We start from the raw sequence: 15,567 nt of genomic DNA on the forward strand, positions 1-15,567 counted from the left end.
CGTGCTACTGCCACCACGGTCAATCAGCGCCGAAAGAAATCGCCTGCCATGGTCTGGCGGTGACGGGCCTTTCACTTTATCCTGTGGCAGGTTGCATACGATCAACGGGCCTTGATGCCGCAAGCGGTGTTCTCGTCGGCGTCAAGCAGCGGCCAGGGGTTTTGCCATGCTCCGACTTTGCGGATTCATCGCGGCCTTCATCCTCGTCAGCCTCACGACCTTTGAGGCCTGCGCCGATCGAAGGGTCGCCCTCGTCATCGGCAATTCCGAATATCGTGACATCCCGGCACTCAAGAACCCGGCCAAGGATGCCGAGGACGTGTCGGCCACGTTCCGGCTCGCGGGCTTCGAGGTTTTCGTCGCCGAGAATCTCACCAAGCAGCAATTCGAAGGCCAGTTCCGGGACTACCTGTCCGCCGTCGACGGCGCTGATCTCGCCGTCGTCTACTATTCCGGGCACGGCTTTCAGATCGGCGGCGAGAATTTCCTGATACCGGTCGACGCCTCGTTGAAAAAGGCCGCCGACATCGAGGTCCAGGCCATCAAGCTCAACGATGTGCTGGAGCAATTGCGCTCGAAGTCGAAGATCCAGGTGATCATCCTCGATGCCTGCCGCAACAACCCCTTCCCGCGCAACAATTACTGGCTGCGTGACCAGCTTGTCACCGCCGGCAACACCGGACTGGCGCAGGTGCGCAGCTCGCTCAACACGCTGATTGCCTTCGCCACCGAACCGGGCGCCGTCGCCTATGACGGCAGCGGCGACCTCAGCCCGTTTTCATCGGCATTTTCACGCCGCGCGCTTGCGCCGAACCAGGAGATCCGCACGGTCATGTCGGCGGTGCGCCGCGATGTCGTGCAGGCCACCAACGGCATGCAGGTGCCTTGGGAAAATTCCTCGCTGATCGACGACGTGGTGCTGGTACGCCGCAGCAACCGGCCCTCGCTGCCGCCAGTGCTGGAGAAGGTGGTGCTGTCGGGGGTCGGCCCTGTCGCTCTCGGCCTGCCGGAGCCGCTCGATGTCGATGGCGGCGCTGTCAGCGTCAGCATCGAAAGGCCACCGGCAATGGGCCGGCTTATGCTGGACGGCAAGGACGTCGCGGTGGGCGAACCGATCGCAGGCAAGGACCTGCCGCGCCTGCAGATGGATGTCCCCAAGGGGGCCGCCACGCAGGACGAGGTGGATATGCTGGCCTATGCCACGCACGACAATTGGGGCGGCGGAAGCCAGGGAATATTGGTGTTCCGCGTCAAGAGCGGCGAAGGCGCCGCCGGCCAGCAGATCATGGCTTCGCTCGAGGCCGAGCAGAAGCAGCAGGTGCTGGAGCGTGGCATCCACATCACCGGTGCCGCCGAAGCGATCGAGAACCGCAAACTCGATATTCCCGTCGGCGTCGGACCGGTGGCGCTCAATCTGGATTTCCCGACCGACGATCCGGCCGTCAGCCTGAAGGTCTCGGGGTATCCGGCAACGGGGACGTTGTCGCTGCCGGATCGGACGCTGTCGCCGCAATCGAGCCTGTTGGCGGGTGAAGTCGACCACCTTCGTTACGAGCCGCAGATCGGCGCCGGAGCGCCGGTCGTGGTGGGTTTTGAAATCCGCGCCGACAGCAATTCGTCGAAGCCCGCGACGATGAAGCTGTCGCCGACGGTCGACGCTTGCGATACCGCCGCCGGCGAGCCTCTCGACCTGCAAGGAGTGGTGCCCGGCCTGCTGCCGAACGAGATCGGCGCCGGTGCTGTTGCGGCCTGCGAGGCCGCGGTGAAAACCTATCCCGATGTCGCCCGCTTCCGCTACGAGCTCGGCCGCGCGCTGCTAGCTGCCGGCAAGGTCGCCGAGGCCAAGACAGCGATCGAGGACGCCGCCAAGAAGGGGCATGTGCGCGCTGTCTTCGAACTCGGCTATCTCAACGCAACAGGGACCGGAACGCCCATCGACCGTACCCAGGCCAACGCTCTCTACAAGGCTGCCGCCGACAAGGGCGATCCCTACGGAATGACCTCGTGGGGCCGCGCTTTGTTCAATGGATACGGCGTCAACCGCGATACGGCCAAGGGCCTGGACCTGCTGCTCAAGGCGGCGGCCATGGGGCACACCTATGCCATGAACGATCTGGCCGCGATCTTCACCGAGGGCCGCAATGGGGTGCCTGCCGATCCGGCCCGCGCCGTCGCCTTCCTGCAAGCGGGCGTGCAGCGCCAGGACATGTATTCGATGAACCTGCTCGGCCGCAATTACCTCGCCGGCCAGGGCATCGACAAGGATCCGAAGACGGCGCAGGCGTTGTTCCAGCAGGCCACCGATCTTGGCCAACCCTACGCTCCCGGCAGTCTCGCCCGCATGTACAGGGATGGCGTCGGCGTGCGCCAGGACCCGGCGGAAGCGCAAAGGCTGTTCGAACTGGCAACCGCGCGCGGCGATCCGTCCAGCGCCTATGATCGCGCGGCGCTCGAAATGGCGAAAGGCGACAAGGCCGATCAGGCTGTCGCGGTGCGTTTCCTCGCCTTCGCCGTCGCGCTCGACCTGCGCAAGGAGCTTCCGGACGCCAAAAAGGGCCTGGCGCAGTTCGGGACGAAGCCAAAAACGGCGGCCCTGGACGCGCTGCGTCAAGAGCTCAAGTCGAAGACCCTGCCGTCCGGTTCGCTGGACACGCAACTGGTCAAAGCGGCCCGGGGGGTCTGGGAAGAAGCCAATCCGCGTCGGGACTTGTTTTGAACAATGGAGGCCATGGTGGGCAAGGCATTCAAGCAGGCATTCATCGGGACAATTTTCTCCGGCGTTCTGGCCGGGCTCATGGGCTGCACCTCGGTGTCGCCGATGTTTGAGCCGGCGCCGCCGGTGGAACATCGCAAGGTGGTTCGCGTAGCGCCCCAGCCGAAGGTGGTCCGATACAAGAAGGCGACTACCGGCAAAGTGATCAAGCCGGCCGAGGAGGCTCCCCAAAAGCCGCCGGTTATTCCCGCTCTCGGCGGCGGCAGCGGTGGTGGCAGCGGTGGCGGCGGCGGCGGCGGTGGCGGCGGCGGCTGGGGATGAGATCGTCAACCAAAGGGCGGCGCGCGCTCGGCGGCCCCAAAGGGTCTTGCTGAATTCCGCATGAGCCTTGGACAGCGTCAAGCCGACGCCGTCCATCCACGTATCGCATTGGTTGGCCGGCGGATAATTCGGCGCAGCGCGGCGCGGAAAACGTGGCCGACGAACGCTGCCAGTGCCGAGGCTACGACCGCCACCCGATCGTGTCTGCGAGCCGTCGATGCCCGATGGGCCTGTTGCGTTTCGAGATAGCGAGCCAGCGCAATGTCGTGACGCGATGGTGCGCCAAGCTCCTGCCAGTCGCGCCCGGGGTTGTCATGCCAGATGGGCCATTCGGTCGAGCCAGGGTGATGCACGGTGTCCTCCTGCGAAAAGAGATCCAGTGCGGCCAATCTCCTCAAGCGTCGTGAGAAACGCGTGGGAATCAGCGTGATGGAATCGTGAAAAGCGCCTCGGCGACGGAATAATTGTTGAAATGGCGTGAGCTTGAGCGGATCGTCGTCATGCTGTGACCGTGGCGGGATCCGATGACCGGACCTTATCTTCACCTGCTGGGTGGTTTCGACTTTGCCGGGGCCGCGGTTCCGGCCATCAGCCGCAAGGCGCGTGCGATGGTCGCCTATCTCGCACTACAGTCGGGGCATTCGCAGTCGCGCGAGAAGCTGGCGACCCTGCTCTGGGGCATCAACGGCGAGGCGCAGGCGCGAATGAGCCTGCGGCAAGCGGTATCGTCCGTCAGGAAGGCCATGCAGGCATGCGGCGGCGGCCGCTTCCTTACCGACGGCGACAGCGTCGCTCTGCATCTCGACGACCTTGATTTCGATGTCGCGCGGTTCGAGGCGCTGGTCGCCAGCCCGGCACCCGAAGACCTCGAACTGGCGCTCAATGTCTACCGTGGCGACCTGCTCGACGGCTTCGGCCTGAAGGCGGAGCCATTCGAGGACTGGCTGAGGATCGAACGCGAGCGGCTGCGGGCTTTGGCCGTCGCGGCACTCGACAGGCTGGTCGCGCATTATGCCGCGACGAACGATCCTGCCGCATGCGTGCGCGTGGCGACGCGTCTGCTGGCCATGGAGCCGCTGAGAGAGGACGTCCACCGTGCCCTGATGCGCGCCTATGCGGCGCAAGGCAGGACCAATCTCGCGCTGAAGCAATACGAGCACTGCCGCACTGCGCTTCAACGCGATCTCAAGCTGCAGCCCGAGCCGGAGACGCGGCAATTGTTCGAGACGCTGCGCACACGCCGCACGATAGCGCAGGCACGGCCACCCACGACCGATTCGGATGACGCCACCGGCTTCAGCCAACAACCCGCGCGCCCCCCGACCCACTATGTCAAATCGGCCGGGATCAACATCGCTTATCAGGTGACCGGCGACGGGCCGGTCGACCTGATCCATGTTCCGGGATGGGTCTCCAACCTCGACCATGCCTGGGCCTCGCCGCGGCTTTCGCACGTCCACCGGCGGCTCGGCACTTTCTCGCGCCTGATCCGCATGGACAAGCGCGGCACCGGGCTCTCGGACCGCAATGTCGGTCTGCCGACGCTGGAAGAGCGGATGGAAGATGTGCGGGCAGTGCTGGATGCGGTCGGCTCGAAGCGCACGGTGCTGTTGGGCACTTCCGAGGGCGGCCCGATGTGCATGCTGTTCGCGGCGACCTATCCCGAGCGCACCGCGGCACTCGTGCTCAATGGGGCCTACGCCCGCGGCAGCTGGTCCAAAGACTATCCCTGGGCGAAGACAAGCGAGCAGGTGGAAGAAGATCTGGCGATCGTCGAGAGAGAATGGGGAGCGGCGGCGGATATGAGCAACGCGGCGCCCAGTCTGATGAGCGACACGTTCGAGACAGAATGGTTCGCCGCCTATCTCAGGAATTCCGCCTCGCCCGCCGACGCGATCGCGCTGTGGCGCTGGGGAACCGAAATCGATGTTCGCGACATTCTGCCTGCCATCCATGTTCCGACACTGATCATGCAGACGACCGGCGACGGCTGGGTGAAGCGGGAAGAAGGACGTTACCTGGCGACGCATATCGAGGGCGCCAGATACGTCGAGCTCGCCGGCCGCGACCACGTGATCTGGGGCGAGAATTCCGATCGCCTTGTCGACGAAATCCAGGCTTTCGTCACCAGCGCGTTGCCGGCGGCTCCAGGCGAGCGGCTGCTGGTGTCGGTGCTGTCCCTCGATATGACGGGCTCGCCTTTCGGCATCGAGCCGGCCGAGCGGCACGCCGAGGCGCTCCATGGTGAATTCCTCGCGGCCGAAGGCAGAGAGATCAGCCGAGCGGACGGCAAGGTGCTCGCGGTGTTCCAGCGGCCAACACGGTCGATCCAGTGCGCGATCGCCATTCGCGATCGCTTGCGGCGATCCGGTGTCGAGGTCCGCTCGGCGGTGCATATCGGCGAGTGCGAGCAGCGCGGCTATCAATTTTCCGGCGCAGCGATCGAGCTGTCGTTGCGGCTGCTGGGTCATGCGCAGCCGGGCGAAATCATCGCGTCACGCACGGTGCGCGATCTAGTGGTCGGGTCCGGCCTACGCTTCGATGAGCGTGGCGAAATGGCGGCAGCCGAGCTGCCCGGCGCGTTTCCGTTCTATTCGGTGGATGGTTCGGCCTGAGCGCTGATCACCTTTTCCCCGCCCCAAAGCGCAATCCGTCCATCAGCAGCTTGACCAGCCGGCGCGAGCGGTCGCGCCAGTCCTTGGTGTCGGGGGCCGAGTAGATGCCGCCGAGCGCGTGCAGCACGTCGGAAGCGTCGACGTCGCCGCGGATCGAGCCTTCGGCCGCGGCCGCCTCGACCAGCTGCCGCAAGGCCAGCGATACCCGGCCCGACAAGTCGGAAAACACGGCGGAATTGGTGTTGAACAGGATGCGCAGACTGGCCGCCAGGCCGCGCTTGGTGGCGATGTAGTCGACGAAGCGCTGCATCCACTGTTCAAGCGCCATGTCGGCCGGATGGTGGCTGGCGAGGTCGTCGGCAGCCGCGCAGAGTGCTTCGACTTCGCGCCGATAGACCACCTCGACCAGATGCTCGCGGGTCGGAAAATGCCGGTAGAGCGTGCCGATGCCGACACCCGCCTGGCGCGCGATCTCCTCCAGCGAAGCATCGACGCCCTGCTCGGCAAAAGCCGTCGCCGCCACCTCGACCAGCCGGTCGCGGTTGCGCTGCGCGTCGGCACGCAGCGGCTTTGGCGCTGTGGCTTCGCGCGCACCTTGGGCGGTGGCTGTCTGCTGGTCGTCCAATTTTTTCTCCACTGTCGACATATGGGGTCTTGAACCCCGAGGGGTAAGCTCCCAACTAAATAAACGGAGGCGCCTCCGCTTTAGTGGAGCAGTCTTATCATATAATCAGGGGAGCCGGTATGTCACGTCCCTCGAACTTGCCTACCAGAGTTTCCCCATCTCGCTGGAGAATGGCGGGGACGCCTGAGAGCGTAATCTCCCCCCTCGAGAGGGAGATGTCGCCGAAGGCGACAGAGGGGGTCGGTTCGACCGGGCGCGACCTCCTGCGGCAGATGAGGTTAGCGCTCCACGCGAGGCGACCCCCTCTGGCCGCTTCGCGGCCATCTCCCCCTCGAGGGGGGAGAATACGCCTACCCTTGCCCTCCCTCACCCAAGCCCCATTTCAATCCCCTAGCGTCAAGCAACTGGAGCCAGACGCCTCATGACCGACCAAACCACCTCCATCACCATCCCGATCCACCTCACCATCAACGGCCGCGATCACTCACTCAACGTCGAGCCGCGCGTCACGCTGCTCGACGCGCTGCGTGATCGCCTCGACCTGACCGGCACCAAGAAGGGCTGCGACCACGGCCAGTGCGGTGCTTGCACTGTGCATGTCGACGGCGAGCGCGTGCTTGCCTGCCTGACCCTGGCCGCGCAGGTCGAAGGCCGCGAAATCACCACCATCGAGGGGCTCGCCGGAGCCGACGGCACGCTCGACGCCGTGCAGGCGGCCTTTCTCGAGCAGGACGCCTTCCAATGCGGCTACTGCACGCCCGGACAGATCATGTCGGCGGTGGCCTGCATCCGCGAGGGCCATGCCGGCTCGGACGACGAGATCCGCGAATACATGGCCGGCAATCTCTGCCGCTGCGGCGCCTATCCGAACATCGTCGCCGCCGTGCGCCAAGCGGCCCTGGAGGTGGCATCATGAGGGATTTTTCCTACGTTCGCGCCGACAGCATCGAGGCCGCGCGCAAGGCGACGGCGCTTCCCGGCGCCATGCTGCTTGCTGGCGGCACGACGCTGGTGGACCTCGCCAAATGCGGCGTCGCCCAGCCTGAGACCGTGGTCGACATCACCCATCTCAAGGGGCTGGACACGATCAGCGTCGATGCAGGCCGCGCCACGCTCGGCGCGCTGGCGAAAATGAGCCATGTCGCCGACCATGCCGGGATCAAGAGCCATTTTCCCGCTGTCTCGGAAGCACTGTGGCAGGCCGCCTCGGCGCAGCTGCGCAACATGGCGACCGTCGGCGGCAATCTGATGCAGCGCACGCGCTGCCCTTATTTCCGCGATCCCTCGAATTTTTCCGCCTGCAACAAGCGTGAGCCCGGCAGCGGCTGCTCGGCGATCGGTGGCGTGACGCGGGGCCACGCCGTGCTCGGCACCAGCCAGGCCTGCATCGCCATGTATCCGGGTGACCTGGCCACCGCGCTTGTCGCCTTCGATGCGACGGTCCATCTCGGCCAGCGCGTGCTCAAGGTCGACGATTTCTTCCTGCTGCCGGGCGACACGCCTGAGCGCGAACATGACATCCGCGCCGGCGAGATGATCACCGCGATCGAGATCCCCGGCTCGGCCGCCGCGCGGCGCTCGACCTATCTCAAGGTGCGTGACCGCCAGTCCTACGAGTTCGCCGCGGCAAGTGCCGCGGTCGGGCTGGAGCTGGAAGCCGATGGCCGTACCATCCGCGACCTGCGCGTCGCGCTCGGCGGCGTCGCCACAAAACCGTGGCGGGCGCGCGCCGTGGAAGAGGCGCTGAAAGGCAAGGTCCTGGACGAAGACACCGTGCGCAAGGCGAGCGGGCTCGCCATGGAAGGCGCCGTCGACCATGGCGCCAACCACTACAAGATCGAGCTCGCGCCGCGCGTGGTCGCGCGCGCCATCCTCAAACTGGGAGAGACGGCATGACCGTTCACAACATCAGACATGCCAATACAAGACATGCCGATTCGAGACATGGCGACGCCTCCGACGGCGCGGTCGGCGGACGGCTGTCGCGCGTCGATGGCCCGGCCAAGATCACCGGTGCTGCCAAATACGCCTTCGAGCAGCAGCTCGACGGGCTGGCGCATGCGGTGATGGTCGAGGCCACCATCGCCGCCGGTACGGTGCGCGCGATCGACACACGGGCCGCGGAGACCGCGCCGGGCGTGCTTCTGGTGCTGACGCCCGACACCATCATGGAGATCAAAGGCGCGTCGGACTGGCTGGGCAATCCGCCAACGCAGAAGACATACTCACCGCTCGCCCGTACTGTCACGTATTCCGGCCAGCATATAGCCGCCGTCGTGGCCGAGACCTTCGAGCAGGCGGTCGCCGCGGCGGCCCTGGTCGAGGTCAGCTATGACGAGACGCCGGCCATCGTCGACCTCAGCGATGCCAAGGCCGGCGACGGCATCCCGATCGATGTCATGACCAAGGAATGGGGCGACGCCGAAGCGGCGTTCGCCGCCGCACCGGTGCGCATCTGCGCCGCCTACAATACGCAGCGCGAATATCAGGCGGCGATGGAGCCGCATGGGCTGATCGCGCGCTGGCAGGGCGAAGAGCTCACCATCTGGGAGCCCAGCCAGTGGCTGGACGGCATGGCGCGCACCTATGCCGAATGGTTCGGCGTGCCGTTCGAGAATGTGCGGCTGGTCTCGCCCTATATTGGCGGCGGCTTCGGCTCGAAGGCGCTGGCGCTCGCCCACAGCGCGGTGGCGGCGGCCTCGGCGAAAATGCTCGGACGGCCGGTGAAGCTGGTGCTGACAAGGCCGCAGAACTTCACCTCCTATGGCGGCCGCGCCGCGACCCGCCAGACGGTGACGATCGGCGCCGGCCGTGACGGCAAGATCCAGTCGATCGTGCATCGCGGCGTCAACGAGACCGCGGTCGACGGCATGTGGGTCGAGCCGCTGGCTTCGGTCACCTCGATCATGTACGCCACGCCCAACTTCTCCTCGAAGCAGAATGTTGTGCGGGTGAACACGGTGGTGCCCGGCGCCAAGCGGGCGCCTGGCGAAAACCCCAGCGCCTTCGGCATCGAATGCGCCATCGACGAGCTCGCCTATGAGGTCGGCGTCGACCCGCTGGAGATCCGGCTCAGGAACTACGCCGAACAGGATCCTGAGGCGAAAAAAGCCTGGTCGACAAGGCAGTTGCGCGAGGCTTTTGCCGCCGGTGCGGAACGCTTCGGCTGGTCGAAGCGCTCGCCCAAACCGCGTTCGATGCGCGACGGCCACCAGCTGATCGGCTGGGGCGTCGCCGCCGGCACCTATCCGGTGCGGCGCGCCTATGGCGAGGCCATCGTGCGCATTCTCGCCGACGGCTCCGTCGAGGTCGAAAGCTCCTCGATCGACATGGGCCAGGGCACCTACACCATCCTGGCGCAGACAGCGGCCGAGACGGTCGGCGTGCCGGCCGACGATGTCGTGGTCAAGCTCGGCGACTCGCGCTTTCCCCGCGCCGGCGTCGCCGGCGGGTCGCGGCTGGCCGGCGTGATGACCGGCGCGGTCTACAAGGCGGCGACATCGGCGCTCGACCAGTTCGTCGGGCTGGCGATCAGCGATCCGCGCTCACCCTTCCACGCGCTACAGGCCAACACGCTGGTCGTCGCCAATGGCCGCATCACCGCGCCGCGCGGCGATGGTCCCGATGTCTCGATTGCCGAACTGCTGGCGAGCGTCGGCCGCGACCGCATCGAAGCCACCGGCGACACCATGCCGGCCAATTCGAGCGCCGAGGACCGCTACAAGAACTACACCACCATCGCCACGTCGGTGCCGCACACCGAGGGCGACTATTCCCGCCACTCCTGGTGCGCGCATTTCATCGAGGTGCGGGTCGACGAGGATTTCGGCACGGTGCGCGTGTCGCGCGTGGTGTCGGCGCTGGATTCCGGCCGGCTCTACAACCCGAAACTCGCCGAAAGCCAGTGGAAGGGCGGCATCATCATGGGCATCGGCCAGGCGCTGCTCGAAGAAGGCATCGTCGACCGCAGGCATGGCCGCATCGTCAACAACAACCTTGCCGACTATCTGGTGCCGACCAATGCCGACATCCCCGATATCGAAGTGATCTCGGTCGGCATTCCCGACCTGCATTCCTCGGTGCTCGGCGGCAAGGGCGTGGGCGAACTCGCCATCGTCGGCGTAGCGCCGGCGATCGCCAATGCTGTGTTTCACGCCACGGGCAAAAGAGTGCGTGACCTGCCGATCACGCTGGAGAAGCTGATTTAGGGAAGCGATGGCGGGGGAGATCGTCGTCACCCTCGCCTCGCCAATCTCCGGCGTCGGCCCCTACCTACCACTCCAACCCGAACACCAGCTTGCCGAAGTGCAGGCCGCCGGCGGCCATGTGTGCGTAGGCTTCGACCGCTTCGTTCTGCGAAAAAACCTTGTCGACGACCGGATCGATGCGGGCGGCGGCGATGGCGTAGGCGGCGTCGCGAAGGTCGGATACCGATCCGGTATTGTTGCCCACCACCTTCAACGCCTTGATGATGATCGGCAGCAGGTTGACCGTAGCCTCGGCGCCGGTGACGAAACCGATGGTGAACAACGTGCCGCCAGGCGCGGTGGCGTTGACGGCGCGGGCGAAGGTGGCGGTGCCGGCGGTCTCGACGACGAGGTCGGCGCCGAGGCCGCCGGTCAATTCCAGCACCTTGCCGTCCCAGTCGGGCGTCTCGCGGTAGTTGATGAGATGATCGGCGCCGAGTGCCTTCGCCCGCTCCAGCTTCTCGTCCGACGACGAAGTGATGATGACGGTGGCGCCGGCGGCTTTCGCCAGCTGCAGGGTGAAGATGGAGACGCCGCCGGTGCCGAGCAGCACGACGACCGAGCCCGGCCCGACACCGGCGGCGCGGATGGCGTTCCAGGCGGTGGTGCCGGCGATCGGCAGCGTCGACGCCGCCTCGAAGGAGAGATGCGCCGGCACCGGCACGACCGAATTGGCCGGCAGCGCGACATATTCGGCCAGCGACCCCGGCAGCGAAATGCCGCGCATCTGCGTCATCTCGTAAGGCCGCGGCCGGCCACCGATCCAGCGCGGCTTGGCATGGGCGACAACGCGATCGCCGACGGCGAATCCCGTAACCCCCTCGCCCAGTGAGACGATCTCGCCGGCGCCGTCGGCGACGGGGACGAGCGGAAAGCTCGGTCCGGGATAATTGCCGCTCGCCACCGCGACATCGACAAAGTTGAGGCTCGCCGCACGCTGGCGGATCAGCACCTCACCGCGCTGCGGTTCGGGGGTGGCAATGGTGGCGGCGCGGAAGGCGTCCAGCCTTGCCTGGCTCAGTTCGATGGCTTTCATGGTTTCACTCCGGTGGAACGATTGATGGGTTGAGTGAAGCTAGCTGCTGCGATATGTCTGGATAATCCTTGCCTTTTACATTTCAATAATGTGACTTATGCAGCAATCTCATGAACCGATAACCCTTGCCGAAATGGCGGCCTTCGCGGCCATCGCCGAGGCGCGGTCCTTCACAAGGGCGGCGGCGCGTGTCGGGCGCGACGCGACCATCCTGTCGCGGCGCCTGCAATCGCTGGAGGAGCGGCTGGGCGTCAGGCTGCTCCATCGCACGACGCGCAGCGTGTCGCTGACGGAAGCGGGCGCCGAATTCATGGTGCGGGTGCGCGCTATCCTCGCCTCCGTGGACGAGGCCGAGGCTGCCGCGTCGGCGCATGCCGGCGGCGGCCCGCGCGGCCTGCTCAGGCTGGCGCTGCCCGGCACGTTCGGGCGCATGTGGATCGGGCCGCTGCTGCCTCAGTTCCTTGCCGAATTTCCCGATGTCCGCATCGAGGCCGAATTCTCCAACCGTTTCGCCGATCTGGTCGCCGAGAATTTCGACGTCGCCGTGCGGCTCGGCGCGCTGGAGGATTCACGCCTGGTGGCGCGCAAGGTGGCGACGCGGCGGCGGCTGCTCTGCGCCGCCCCCTCATATCTCGCCCGAAGGGGCAGGCCGGAGACACCGCGGGCGCTGCTCGAACATTCCTGCCTGGGCTTCAGCGGTTTCCAGACCTTTCCCGCCTGGGAGATGACCGACCGGGAGGGCCGGAGCGTGCGCGTCGAAGTCTCCGGGCCGTTGGTCACCGATGATGCCGAGGTGCTGGTCGAGGCCGCCGTGCAAGGCGTCGGCCTGATGATGAGCACCGACTGGTTGGTCGGCCGCGAACTCGCCGACGGACGGCTGGTGCCAATCCTGGAAGACTGGACGCTGGCCGACGAAGGCGCGATCTATGTCGTCACGCCCTCAGCCAAAGGACAAGCCGCCAAGACGCGCGCCTTCGCCGACTGGATCGGCAAGCGCTTCGCCCCGGAGCCGCCCTGGCGGCGGTGAGGCTTGCCAGTCTCCCCTTTTGCGGAGAGATGGCCGGCAGACCATAAGGTGGGTGCGAAGGAAAGCGGCTTTCATTCCAGCTTGGTTTCCTCGCCCGTCGCGCCGACTCAGGCCTTCGCTCACTTCCCCTGCTGCTTCAGGAACTGGCTGAGCAGATCCACCGGTAGCGGGAACACCACCGTGGACGAGCGCTCGCCGGCGATGTCGTGCAAAGCCTCGAAATAGCGCAGCTGCATGGCCTGCGGCTCGGCCGCCAGCATCTTGCCGGCCTCGACGAGTTTTGCCGCCGCCTGCTGCTCGCCATCGGCATTGATCACCTTGGCGCGCCGCAGTCGCTCGGCTTCGGCCTGCTTGGCGATGGCGCGGATCATGCTTTCGTTCAAGTCGACGTGCTTGATCTCGACATTGGACACCTTGATGCCCCAGGCATCGGTGCGCTGATCGAGGATCTCCTGGATGTCGCTGTTGAGCTTGTCGCGCTCGGCCAGCATCTCGTCGAGTTCGTGCTTGCCGAGCACCGAGCGCAGCGTGGTCTGCGCCAGCTGGTTGGTGGCGGCCATGAAGTCCTCGACCTGGATGATCGCCCGCTCGGCGTCGACGATGCGGAAATAGAGCACCGCGTTGACCTTTACCGAGACGTTGTCGCGCGAGATGACGTCCTGCGGCGGCACGTCCTGCACCACCACGCGCAGATCGACCCGCACCATCTGCTGGATGAAGGGCACGAGGAGGATGAGGCCGGGACCCTTGACCCCGGTGAAGCGGCCGAGCGTGAAGACCACGCCGCGCTCATATTCCCTGAGGATACGGATGGCCGCGGACAGGAACATGATCACGACCAGCGCGAGGATCAGATAGGCCACGTAACCAATCATCATTTTATTGCTCCATTGTCTCCCGCTTCGCGGCGCCTGACTGTCAGCACGAGGTCACTGACATCGGTCACCTCGACGCTGTCGCCCGGCGCGACGGGTCCGTTGGCCTTCGCCCGCCAGCGCTCGCCCAAGGCCAGCACATGGCCCTCACCGCCCTGCCAGTCGAGGATCTCGGCGGGCTGGCCGCGCATGGCCTCGCCGCCGACGCGCGGCGGGTTCTTGCGCGCCGCCCAGACAAAGGTGCCGGTCAGCAGCGCCAGCCCCAGCGTCAGCGCCGCGGCGGGGCCGATGACGGCCCATGACATCGCGAAGCCCGGCCCCTGAGTCTTGAGCAGCATGGCGGCGCCGAGCAGGAAGGCGGCGACGCCGCCGAATCCAAGCACGACTGTGGGATTGACGGCCTCGACGACGAGGAAGGCAACACCGAGCAGCATCAGGGCAAGGCCGGTATAGTTGATCGGCAGGAGATTGAGCGCATAGAGGCCGAGCACGAGGCAGATCGTGCCGATGACGCCGGGCGCGACCGCGCCGGGGCTGGTGAACTCGAAGACGATGCCGTAGACGCCGACCAGCATCAGGATGATGGCGATGTTCGGATCGGTGATGACGGAGAGCAGCCGGATGAACCAGCCGGGCTCCAGCGTTTCGACCGGCAGGCCCTTGGTCGCCAGCACCTGTTTCTTGCCGGCCACATCGACCGTGCGCCCATCGGCCAGTTGCAGGAGCTCGGTGGTGTCGCGGGCCACAAAGTCGATGACATGCTCCTGCAGAGCCGCGTTGGCCGACAGGCTCGCCGCCTCGCGCACGGCCTTTTCGCCCCAGTCGCCATTGCGCCCGCGCAGTTCGGCGAGCGAGCGGATCAAGGCGACCGCATCATTGGTTACCTTGGCCATCATGGCGTCGCTCGCCGGCCGCCCGGTGGCGTCCTTCTCCTCGCCCTTGTTCTTGTCGCCGCCGGGAAGCGACGGCAGCCCACCCATCTCGACTGGCGTCGCCGCGCCCAGATTGGTGCCGGGCGCCATCGCAGCCACATGGGTGGCATAGAGGATATAGGTGCCGGCACTCGCCGCATGGCCGCCGGCCGGCGCGACATAGCCGATGACAGGCACCGGCGAAGCCAGGATGTCGGCGATCATCTCGCGCATCGAAGTGACCAGCCCGCCAGGCGTGTCGAGCTGAAGGATGAGGACTTCGGCGTCCCGCCTGGCGGCAACATCAAGCGCTTCCTTGAATTGCCTGGTACTTGCCGGCCCGATGGCGCCGTCGATGGCGACGCTCAGCGCGACCTTCTCGCTCTCGGCTGATGAGAAGGGAGAAACGACAGCCGCGACAACGAAGGCCGCAGCAAAAAGGGCCACCCGCGCGAAGGTCACGCTCAAAGCTCCATAGATTCAATATGGGTTGTATTTTGGCGAAGTCCATGGGGAGTGGTGCCGATGATTTGGCGAACGCGGCTGAGCGCGCAATCTCAGCGGGGGATTGCGCCCGCAGCCGTTTTCGCCAACTATCGGCGCAACGCCCGGCTTCAGTTATTCTCTGTGATCCGGGCCGCGGATGCCTGGGTGGCCTGGGGGAGACCATGAGAAGGGGATTGGTGAAATTCATCGTGGCCGTCGCGGCCACACTCCAGGCCGCGCAGCCAGTGTTTGCGGCACCGTGCGGCTGGACCGCGAAGATGGAGGAAGACGAGGGCGGCAGCGTGCTGACGGCCTCGGTGTGCGGCGGACCGAAGGCCGATGCGCATCTGATGCTGGTCTGTTTCGACAAGCCGGTGCTGAGCTACGATCTCGGCGCCTCGGGCCAGCAGCTGGAGCCTGGCATCAGCGGCTCCTTCACCTTCAAGGCCGGCGACAAGAGCGTCACCAAGACGCTCCAGCTCGAGGCAATGTACAATTATTTCACGCTGGAATTGTCAGGTGCGACCGATCCGCTGCTCGCATTGTTGCGCGGCAAGGGTGACGTCACGGTTACGGCCGACAAATATGGCGAGAACAGCTTTCCGTTGACGGGGTCGAGCGCTGCCATCGGCAAGGTGATGGCGCAGTGCGGCAAAAGCTCTTCCGGCGAGGCAGACTGAGGCCATAGCCCTGACCGAATTACTGCATGGA

At 65.9% G+C, this 15,567-nt stretch carries 13 protein-coding genes; 8 read left to right on the forward strand and 5 right to left on the reverse strand.

Features of this window, described 5'->3' with window-relative positions; all coding sequences use genetic code 11:
* The first annotated feature begins 166 nt into the window (after positions 1–166).
* Positions 167–2,716 (forward strand): caspase family protein, encoded by a 2,550-nt coding sequence (locus JQK88_RS22595; RefSeq protein ID WP_203279475.1) that lies wholly within the window; start codon positions 167–169, stop codon positions 2,714–2,716.
* A 12-nt stretch (positions 2,717–2,728) separates the two neighbouring features.
* Entirely contained in the window at positions 2,729–3,034 is a 306-nt protein-coding gene (locus JQK88_RS22600; RefSeq protein WP_203279476.1) for a hypothetical protein, read from the forward strand.
* 77 nt (positions 3,035–3,111) lie between these two features.
* Here JQK88_RS22600 and JQK88_RS22605 read toward each other — a convergent pair whose 3' ends face one another.
* Complete coding sequence (locus JQK88_RS22605) at positions 3,112–3,423, reverse strand: hypothetical protein (protein ID WP_203279477.1); 312 nt, start codon at positions 3,421–3,423, stop codon at positions 3,112–3,114.
* Between the two features lie 135 nt (positions 3,424–3,558).
* Between JQK88_RS22605 and JQK88_RS22610 the strand changes: the two genes are divergently transcribed.
* Positions 3,559–5,649 (forward strand): bifunctional AfsR/SARP family transcriptional regulator/alpha/beta hydrolase, encoded by a 2,091-nt coding sequence (locus tag JQK88_RS22610; protein WP_203279478.1) that lies wholly within the window; start codon positions 3,559–3,561, stop codon positions 5,647–5,649.
* A gap of 7 nt (positions 5,650–5,656) precedes the next feature.
* Here the strand turns inward: JQK88_RS22610 and JQK88_RS22615 are convergent, their stop codons facing one another.
* A complete protein-coding gene (locus JQK88_RS22615) occupies positions 5,657–6,274 on the reverse strand; it encodes a TetR/AcrR family transcriptional regulator (RefSeq protein WP_246749985.1) in 618 nt (205 codons plus the stop codon).
* A 421-nt stretch (positions 6,275–6,695) separates the two neighbouring features.
* Here JQK88_RS22615 and JQK88_RS22620 point away from each other — a divergent pair, with 421 nt between their 5' ends.
* Genes JQK88_RS22620 through JQK88_RS22630 form a run of 3 tightly spaced genes read left to right on the forward strand, consistent with a single transcriptional unit; the run spans position 6,696 to position 10,482 of the window.
* The gene (locus JQK88_RS22620; RefSeq protein ID WP_203279480.1) at positions 6,696–7,190 is read left to right on the forward strand and encodes a (2Fe-2S)-binding protein; all 495 of its coding nucleotides are present in this window, start codon (positions 6,696–6,698) and stop codon (positions 7,188–7,190) included.
* Entirely contained in the window at positions 7,187–8,170 is a 984-nt protein-coding gene (locus tag JQK88_RS22625) for an FAD binding domain-containing protein (protein ID WP_203279481.1), read from the forward strand. The genes JQK88_RS22620 and JQK88_RS22625 overlap by 4 nt, the downstream gene beginning before the upstream one ends.
* Positions 8,167–10,482, forward strand: a complete 2,316-nt coding sequence (locus JQK88_RS22630) for a xanthine dehydrogenase family protein molybdopterin-binding subunit (protein ID WP_203279482.1) — start codon at positions 8,167–8,169, stop codon at positions 10,480–10,482. Before JQK88_RS22625 ends, JQK88_RS22630 begins: the two co-directional genes overlap by 4 nt.
* Before the next feature lie 64 nt (positions 10,483–10,546).
* Here JQK88_RS22630 and JQK88_RS22635 read toward each other — a convergent pair whose 3' ends face one another.
* Positions 10,547–11,557 (reverse strand): zinc-dependent alcohol dehydrogenase family protein, encoded by a 1,011-nt coding sequence (locus tag JQK88_RS22635; protein ID WP_192248880.1) that lies wholly within the window; start codon positions 11,555–11,557, stop codon positions 10,547–10,549.
* Between the two features lie 97 nt (positions 11,558–11,654).
* On the opposite strand from JQK88_RS22635, the gene JQK88_RS22640 reads away from it, so the two are divergent.
* Positions 11,655–12,584 carry a LysR family transcriptional regulator gene (locus JQK88_RS22640; protein ID WP_192248877.1) on the forward strand — a complete coding sequence of 310 codons (930 nt, stop codon included), beginning with the start codon at positions 11,655–11,657 and terminating at the stop codon, positions 12,582–12,584.
* 119 nt (positions 12,585–12,703) lie between these two features.
* On the opposite strand, the gene JQK88_RS22645 is transcribed toward JQK88_RS22640, so the two are convergent.
* Positions 12,704–13,462, reverse strand: coding sequence for a slipin family protein (locus JQK88_RS22645; protein ID WP_192248875.1), 759 nt, complete (start codon positions 13,460–13,462; stop codon positions 12,704–12,706).
* The gene (locus JQK88_RS22650; protein WP_203279483.1) at positions 13,459–14,832 is read right to left on the reverse strand and encodes an NfeD family protein; all 1,374 of its coding nucleotides are present in this window, start codon (positions 14,830–14,832) and stop codon (positions 13,459–13,461) included. Before JQK88_RS22650 ends, JQK88_RS22645 begins: the two co-directional genes overlap by 4 nt.
* A 221-nt stretch (positions 14,833–15,053) precedes the next feature.
* Here JQK88_RS22650 and JQK88_RS22655 point away from each other — a divergent pair, with 221 nt between their 5' ends.
* Positions 15,054–15,536, forward strand: a complete 483-nt coding sequence (locus JQK88_RS22655; RefSeq protein ID WP_312037314.1) for a hypothetical protein — start codon at positions 15,054–15,056, stop codon at positions 15,534–15,536.
* The last annotated feature ends 31 nt before the right edge of the window (positions 15,537–15,567 follow it).

It is taken from the genome of Mesorhizobium caraganae (assembly GCF_016836705.1).
Lineage (GTDB): Bacteria > Pseudomonadota > Alphaproteobacteria > Rhizobiales > Rhizobiaceae > Mesorhizobium > Mesorhizobium caraganae.